The organism is Streptomyces sp. NPDC058877 (assembly GCF_042742855.1).
In the GTDB taxonomy this organism is placed as follows: domain Bacteria; phylum Actinomycetota; class Actinomycetes; order Streptomycetales; family Streptomycetaceae; genus Streptomyces.
On record NZ_JBHYMF010000054.1, the window covers coordinates 34,144 to 40,957 of the forward strand.

General features: G+C 73.1%; 4 protein-coding genes and 1 pseudogene. 2 read left to right on the forward strand and 3 right to left on the reverse strand.

Annotation, left to right across the window (positions count from 1 at the left end):
- Window positions 1-31 precede the first annotated feature (31 nt).
- Both ACFW2Y_RS15410 and ACFW2Y_RS15415 read right to left on the reverse strand, forming a co-directional pair.
- Window positions 32-904, reverse strand: a complete 873-nt coding sequence (locus ACFW2Y_RS15410) for a universal stress protein (protein WP_384878362.1) — start codon at window positions 902-904, stop codon at window positions 32-34.
- Window positions 905-1,178: 274 nt separating this feature from the next.
- Window positions 1,179-2,216, reverse strand: a complete 1,038-nt coding sequence (locus tag ACFW2Y_RS15415) for an NAD-dependent epimerase/dehydratase family protein (protein WP_384878365.1) — start codon at window positions 2,214-2,216, stop codon at window positions 1,179-1,181.
- A 141-nt stretch (window positions 2,217-2,357) separates the two neighbouring features.
- Here ACFW2Y_RS15415 and ACFW2Y_RS15420 point away from each other — a divergent pair, with 141 nt between their 5' ends.
- Together ACFW2Y_RS15420 and ACFW2Y_RS15425 are read left to right on the forward strand one after the other, a co-directional pair.
- On the forward strand, window positions 2,358-2,603 hold the full coding sequence (locus ACFW2Y_RS15420) for a DUF5133 domain-containing protein (protein ID WP_384878367.1): 246 nt from the start codon (window positions 2,358-2,360) through the stop codon (window positions 2,601-2,603).
- Between the two features lie 90 nt (window positions 2,604-2,693).
- Window positions 2,694-5,082, forward strand: a pseudogene (locus ACFW2Y_RS15425) (excinuclease ABC subunit UvrA).
- 287 nt (window positions 5,083-5,369) lie between these two features.
- On the opposite strand, the gene ACFW2Y_RS15430 reads toward ACFW2Y_RS15425, so the two are convergent.
- Window positions 5,370-6,632, reverse strand: a complete 1,263-nt coding sequence (locus ACFW2Y_RS15430; protein ID WP_384878370.1) for a D-alanyl-D-alanine carboxypeptidase family protein — start codon at window positions 6,630-6,632, stop codon at window positions 5,370-5,372.
- Between the last annotated feature and the right edge of the window lie 182 nt (window positions 6,633-6,814).

Below are 6,814 nucleotides of genomic sequence, written 5' to 3' on the forward strand. Positions count from 1 at the left end.
AACGCGGCGCGTCAACGACCTCCCGAGGCCGTCAGCCCTGCGGGACGACCGCCACCGGGCAGGGCGCGAGGTGGAGCGCCGCGTGCGCCACGGAACCGATCCGGGGGCCGATGGCTCCTCGGCGAGCCCGCCGACCGACCACCAGCAGTTGGGCACCGCCCGAGGCGGAGAGCAGGACCTGGCCGGCGCTGCCCAGCTCGACGTGCTCGATCACCGGCACGTCGGGGAACCGCTCCCGCCAGGGTGCCAGCGCCTCGCGCAGTTCCTTCTCCTCGTACGGGACGAGCCCGCCGGCCTCGTCCGCGAGCCGCATCGACGCCGGGCTGTACGCGTACAGCGGCGGCAGGCTCCACGCGCGCACGGCCCGCACCGACGCCCCGCGCGCAGCGGCGGCCTCGAAGGCGAAGCCGAGCGCTGCAGCACTGTCCTCCGGGCTGCCGAGCTGGCCGACGAGCACGTACCCCGAGGGAGGCTCGGCCGGCTCGCCGTCGCGGGACCGGACGGCGACGACGGGACGGGAGGCGGCGGCGATGATCTGCTGCCCGTACGAGCCCAGCAGGAAGCCGGCGACGGCTCCGTGCCCGCGCGAGCCGATGACCAGCATCTCGGCCCGCTCTTCGATGCCGAGCAGCGCGGAGACCGGGACGTCGGGGAGCAGTTCCGCGGTGAGGGTGAGACCCGGGTGGCGCTGCGCGATCGTGGCCTCGGCCTCGTGCAGGACGGCGCGGGCCGCACGCTGCTGGGTCTCGGGGTCCTGGACGAGGGGCAGGTCGAGGGGCTCCCAGCGCCACGCGTGCGCGAGTCGCAGCGCGAGCCCCCGGTGCTCGGCCTCGCGGGCGGCCCAGTCCGCCGCGGCCAGGCTCTCCGGGGAACCGTCGACTCCTGCGACGATCTCACGACTCATCGGGCTGCCTCCGTCGGTGCGATGACGGGCCCGCCCACCGGCTGGCCCTCCTGCACCCCATTCTGGGTCCAACGGCGGTGTGGGGAGAGGGCCGGACGTCCCGATCCACCGGTCCGTCCGGCCCCGTCCCCGTAGTGGAGGGGCCGGTGGTTCGGGTGGAGAGCGGCGTACCGGGATCCCGCCCGTGCGGTGTGCCGGGCCCGCGGGCACCGCGCGGGGACCTTCCCGGGGGCGCTCGACCGGGACCGTCCCCCGTCGGGGGAGACCACGGCCGTCAACCGATGCGGTGGCCCGTCAGAGGGGCCGTTTCGTCGCCCGTGCCCGCACGCACCCCGCGCAGGAACGCCTCCAGGGCTTCCAGGGAGCTGGTCGAGGGTTCCCACTCCAGTTCCCGCCGGGCCCGCTCGGTGGCGAGCAGCGGGAGGTGGCGCAGCGCGTCGAAGAGGCCCGGTGAGGCCGGGGCCAGCCGCAGCCGCCAGGCCGCGGACAGGGCCCCCCGTACCGCCGCTGCGGGCACCTTGACCGTTCGGGCGTGGAGGAGGTCCCCCAGCACCGCCGCGTCGACCACCGGTTCCGCGGCGAGGTTGAACGCCCCCCGGACGTCCCGGAGGAGCGCCCTGAGATAGGCGTCGGCCGCATCCTCGGTGTGCAGGACCTGGAAGCGGAGGCCCGTGAACTCCGGGAGCAGCGGCAACAGATCGGGGCGCACCAGCTGTCCGGGGAAGAACCGGCCCGCGAAGATCCGCCGCTGTCCGCTCGCCGCCTCTTCCTTGAACAGGAACGCCGGGCGCATCCGGACCACCCGGGTCAACGGGTGGTCCCGCTCGAACGTGTCGAGCACCCGTTCCAGATAGGCCTTCTCCCGGGTGTACGCGGCCCCCGGCCAACCGTGCGTCGGCCAGGCCTCGGACACCGGGGCGCCGCCCTCGGGGCCGGGGGAGTAGGCGCCCACCGACGAGGCGTGCACCAGGACGGGCACCCGTGCCGCCGCCACCGCCTCGAAGAGGCGGACCGAGCCCAGGACGTTGGTCCGCCAGGTCTCCACCGGATCGTGGGTCGGACCGAACCGCCAGGCCAGGTGTACGACCGCATCCGCGTCCGCCACGTACTGGGCGAGCCGGGGCTCGTCCCCCTCGCGGGAGAGGTCCAGTTCGGCCCACTCCACGCCCGGGAGGGTCAGGTCCGGGCGGCGTCGGGCGATTCCGAGGACCGAGTCGACGGCCGGCTCGCGCGCCAAGAGCCGGACCAGGCTCGTCCCCACGTTGCCGGTGGCGCCCGTGACGACCACGCGCGAAATCGTGCTCGGGTTCATGGTTCCGACCCTCCGCCATGAGCAGCCGGAGCGCACGCCGGCGGCCCGTGACGGGACTTCGGTCACCCAGCGTGTTCGCATGGGTCGCGGGCGTGGCCGCCGACCGCGACGATGGATCGCACCAGGAGACAGGAGGCCCCCATGCTGCTGCCCGACAGGAACGCGGTCGACCGGTTGCTGCGGCACTTCCGCGACCAGGAGCGGACGGTGTTGAGCAGGCCGTGCGACCCGTCGGCCCGTCGGCGCTTCGAGGACACGGCGTACACCCTGTGCGTCCTCATGGGAGAACGCACCGCCCGCCAGGCCGTCCTCGCTGCCGAGCGCTATGTGACGGCGGGCGGAGATCAGAAATCGAGAAGCGTGGCCCCGGTGCCGCCACTAGCGTGACCGCAGGGCCTCCGCCCCGGTGCACGACGGGTCCACGGGCCGACGCGGGGGACCCGCTGCCAGGGACCGCGCGAGAGCTGGAGACCACGAATGAGCAAGGCCTTGCGGACGGACGTGCCCACGTCCGTTCCCCGTGCTGCCGACCGGCACGACCTGATCCGTGTGCACGGAGCCCGGGAGAACAACCTCAAGGACGTCAGCATCGAGATCCCGAAGCGCCGCCTCACGGTGTTCACCGGCGTCTCCGGATCGGGCAAGAGCTCCCTCGTGTTCGACACGATCGCCGCCGAGTCGCAGCGTCTGATCAACGAGACCTACAGCGCCTTCGTCCAGGGCTTCATGCCGAGCCTCGCCCGCCCCGAGGTCGACGTGCTCGAAGGCCTGACGACCGCGATCGTCGTCGACCAACAGCGCCTCGGTGCCGACCCCCGTTCCACGGTCGGCACCGCCACCGATGCCCACGCCATGCTCCGCATCCTCTTCAGCCGCCTCGGGGAGCCGCACATCGGCCCGCCCAGCGCGTACGCCTTCAACGTCCCCTCGGTCCGGGCCAGCGGTGCGATCACCGTCGAGCGCGGCAACCAGAGGACGGAGCGGGCGACCTTCGAGCGGACCGGCGGCATGTGCCCGGGGTGCGAGGGGCGGGGCACGGTCTCGGACATCGACCCCTCCCGACTCTACGACGACGCCAAGTCGCTCGCCGGGGGAGCGCTCACCGTTCCCGGCTACACCGCGGGCGGCTGGAACCACCGGCTCTACAGCGAGTCGGGCCTCGTGGACCGGGACAAGCCGATCCGCGAGTACACCGCGGAGGAACTCCGCGACTTCCTCCACCACGAGCCGGTCCGGATGAAGATCGCCGGCATCAACATGACCTACGAGGGTCTGATCCCGCGCATCCGGAAGTCCTTCCTGGCCAAGGAGAAGGAAGGAATGCAGCCCCACGTCCGGGCGTTCGTCGAGCGGGCGGTCACCTTCACCACCTGCCCCGACTGCGACGGCACCCGCCTCAGCGAGGGCGCCCGGGCCTCCAAGATCAAGGGGACCAGCATCGCCGATGCCTGCGCCCTGCAGATCAACGACCTCGCCGCCTGGGTCCGCGAGCTCGACGAACCCTCCGTGGCGCCACTGCTCACCGCACTCCAGTCGACCCTCGACTCGTTCGTGGAGATCGGCCTCGGCTACCTCTCCCTGGACCGGCCCTCGGGCACGCTGTCGGGCGGCGAGGCCCAGCGCGTCAAGATGATCCGCCACCTCGGCTCCGCGCTCACCGACGTCACCTACGTCTTCGACGAGCCCACCATCGGACTGCACCCGCACGACATCCGACGGATGAACGGCCTCCTCCGCCAACTCCGCGACAAGGGCAACACGGTGCTCGTCGTGGAGCACAAACCGGAGGCGATCGCGATCGCCGACCACGTCGTGGACCTCGGTCCCGGTGCCGGCACGGACGGCGGCACCGTCTGCTTTGAGGGCACCGTGGAAGAACTGCGCGCCGCCGACACCGTCACCGGCCGCCACTTCGACGACCGGGCGGCCCTGAAGGAGACGGTGCGCAAGCCCACCGGAGCCCTGGAGATCCGGGGCGCTTCGACGCACAACCTCCGGGACGTCGACGTCGACGTCCCGCTCGGGGTGCTCACCGTCGTCACCGGGGTCGCCGGTTCCGGCAAGAGCTCGCTCGTCCACGGGCTCCCTCCCCGCGGGCGAGGACGTGATCTCCGTCGACCAGGGGGCGATCCGCGGCTCCCGGCGGAGCAACCCCGCCACCTACACCGGGCTGCTGGACCCGATCCGCAAGGCCTTCGCCAAGGCCAACGGCGTGAAGCCGGCGCTGTTCAGCGCCAACTCCGAGGGCGCCTGTCCCACGTGCAACGGCGTGGGCGTCATCTACACCGACCTCGGCATGGTGGCGGGCGTCTCCTCGCCCTGTGAGGACTGCGAGGGCAAGCGGTTCCAGCCCTCGGTGCTCGGGTACCTCCTCGGCGGCCGGGACATCAGCGAGGTGCTCGCCATGTCCGTGACCGAAGCCGTGGAGTTCTTCGGCCCCGGCGGGGCACGCATCCCGGCCGCGCAGCGGATCCTCGCCCGGCTGGCCGACGTCGGCCTCGGCTACCTGAGCCTCGGACAGCCGCTCACCACGCTCTCCGGCGGCGAGCGGCAGCGGCTCAAGCTGGCCACGCACCTGGGCGACGGGGGAGGGGTCTACGTCCTCGACGAGCCGACCACCGGCCTCCACCTCGCGGACGTCGAACAACTCCTCGGTCTGCTCGACCGCCTCGTCGACTCCGGCAAGTCCGTCATCGTCGTGGAGCACCACCAGGCGGTCATGGCCCATGCCGACTGGATCATCGACCTCGGCCCCGGCGCCGGCCACGACGGCGGTCGGATCGTGTTCGAAGGCACGCCCGCGGACCTCGTCGCAGCCCGGTCCACCCTCACCGGAGAGCACCTCGCGGAGTACGTCGGCGCCTGAGCGGAACCGTGCCTGCCGTCCGGGGCTCGGGCGTCCGCCGTTCGCCGGCGTGACGGAGCGCGGGCAGACGCACCGCACGCTCGTGTGCACCGCCCGCTCCTCCTGGCCCCGGGCCCCGCCCCCCGCCCCGTCGACGGGTGCGGTGTCCGTCACCGCACCGTTCCCGATCGGTCCTCCCGCGGGCCAGCAGCCGGACCGTGCGGCGCCCACCGAACCGTCGCCGGCACGACCCCGGTTCGATGTCTCCAGTGGCGCCGCACGACCGGCGGTCCTCGATGGCACAGGGGTCAGGCCCGGTGGCCCGCCCAGCGCCGCCACCCCCACAGGGCGAGCGCGGCCCCGCAGGCCGAGCCCACCAGGGCCAGGGGAAGCCCGGCCGACGGACCGGGCTCCTCCGCCTCCCCGGAGGTCTTCCGGGGAGAAACGACCGCCATCGGCTCCGCCCCGGCCCGGGGCACCGGCCCCGCGGCCCGGACCCCGTGGTCGTCACGCGCCACCGCCACGGCCCGGGCCTCCGATTCGGCCGCGGCCTTCGCCCGTGCCGGAGCCAGCGTGCCCACCGGCTGCACCTGCCCGGACGCCTCGAAACCCCAGTCGAGCAGCGCCCGCGCCTCCTCGTACACGGCGAACCCACCGCCCGCCTGGGGATTCATCACCGAGACGACCAGGGTCCGGTCGCCCCGGCGGGCCGCTGAGATCAAGGTGTTGCCCGCGTTGCTCGTGTAGCCGTTCTTGATCCCGAGCAGCCCCGGGTAACGGGTCACGCCGTTCTCTCCCGTCAGGAGCCGGTTGGTGTTGGCGATGCCGTACGACCAGGAACCCGCCGGGAAGTCCGCGTACCGCGTCGAGCAGTACCGCGCGAACGCGGGGTCCTGGAGCCCGGCACGTCCGAAGACCGCCAGGTCGTACGCCGAGGACACCTGGCCGGGGGCGTCGTAGCCGTCCGGGGAGACCACGTGGGTGTCCTCGGCGCCCAGCGCGCGGGCCTTCTCCTGCATCTGCCGGGCCATGGAATCCCAACCGCCGTTCATCGCGGCCAGCACGTGCACGGCGTCGTTCCCCGAGCTGAGGAAGACGCCGTTCCACAGGTCCGAGACCTTGTACGTGTACCCCTCCTTCACTCCGACCAGGCTGCTGCCCGCACCGATTCCGGTCAGCTCGGAATCGGCCACGGTGTGCTGCTCGGAGGGCTTGTGGTGGGGCAGCGCGGTCAAGGCGAACAGTGCCTTCAGGGTGCTGGCCGGCGGCAGCTTCCGATGGGCGTTCCGCGCGGCGAGCACATCGCCCGAGGAGGCGTCCGCCACCACCCAGGACAGGGCGGAGACGGAGGGCACGGCAGGGGCGCCCGGTGACCTCTGCACCTGTACGCCCTTCCGGTCGAGCCGGGCCGGGTCGACGAACCGGCGCGCGGGGGGCGTGGGTTCCTCGACCGAAGCCGCGACGCGCGAGACGAGGGTGACGGGGGAGGCCGTGGCCGCCGGAACGGGCAGCACGAACAGCAGCGCCGCGGTACCGGCGGCAGCTTGACGGACAGCTGACGTGACGATCATTCAGCCACCGTAAGAAGGAGGCGCGGAGCGTGCAGATCGGAGTGCGCCGACCGGACTAGCGGCCGTGGCGTACGGCGGCGCGTCGTGCGTCCGCCCGGGTGGCGGGCAGACCCCGGCGGCCGTGGCGGAGAGGACCGGTACCACCGGCCGCGGCGCCGTCCTTCCGGACCGCCGCCGCGGCC

Coding starts and splice junctions, on each gene's coding strand:
- ACFW2Y_RS15415 (WP_384878365.1), bottom strand. CDS start 2,216: ATGAACCCGAGCACGATTTCGCGCGTGGTCGTCACGGGCGCCACCGGC.
- ACFW2Y_RS15420 (WP_384878367.1), top strand. CDS start 2,358: ATGCTGCTGCCCGACAGGAACGCGGTCGACCGGTTGCTGCGGCACTTC.
- ACFW2Y_RS15430 (WP_384878370.1), bottom strand. CDS start 6,632: ATGATCGTCACGTCAGCTGTCCGTCAAGCTGCCGCCGGTACCGCGGCG.
- ACFW2Y_RS15410 (WP_384878362.1), bottom strand. CDS start 904: ATGAGTCGTGAGATCGTCGCAGGAGTCGACGGTTCCCCGGAGAGCCTG.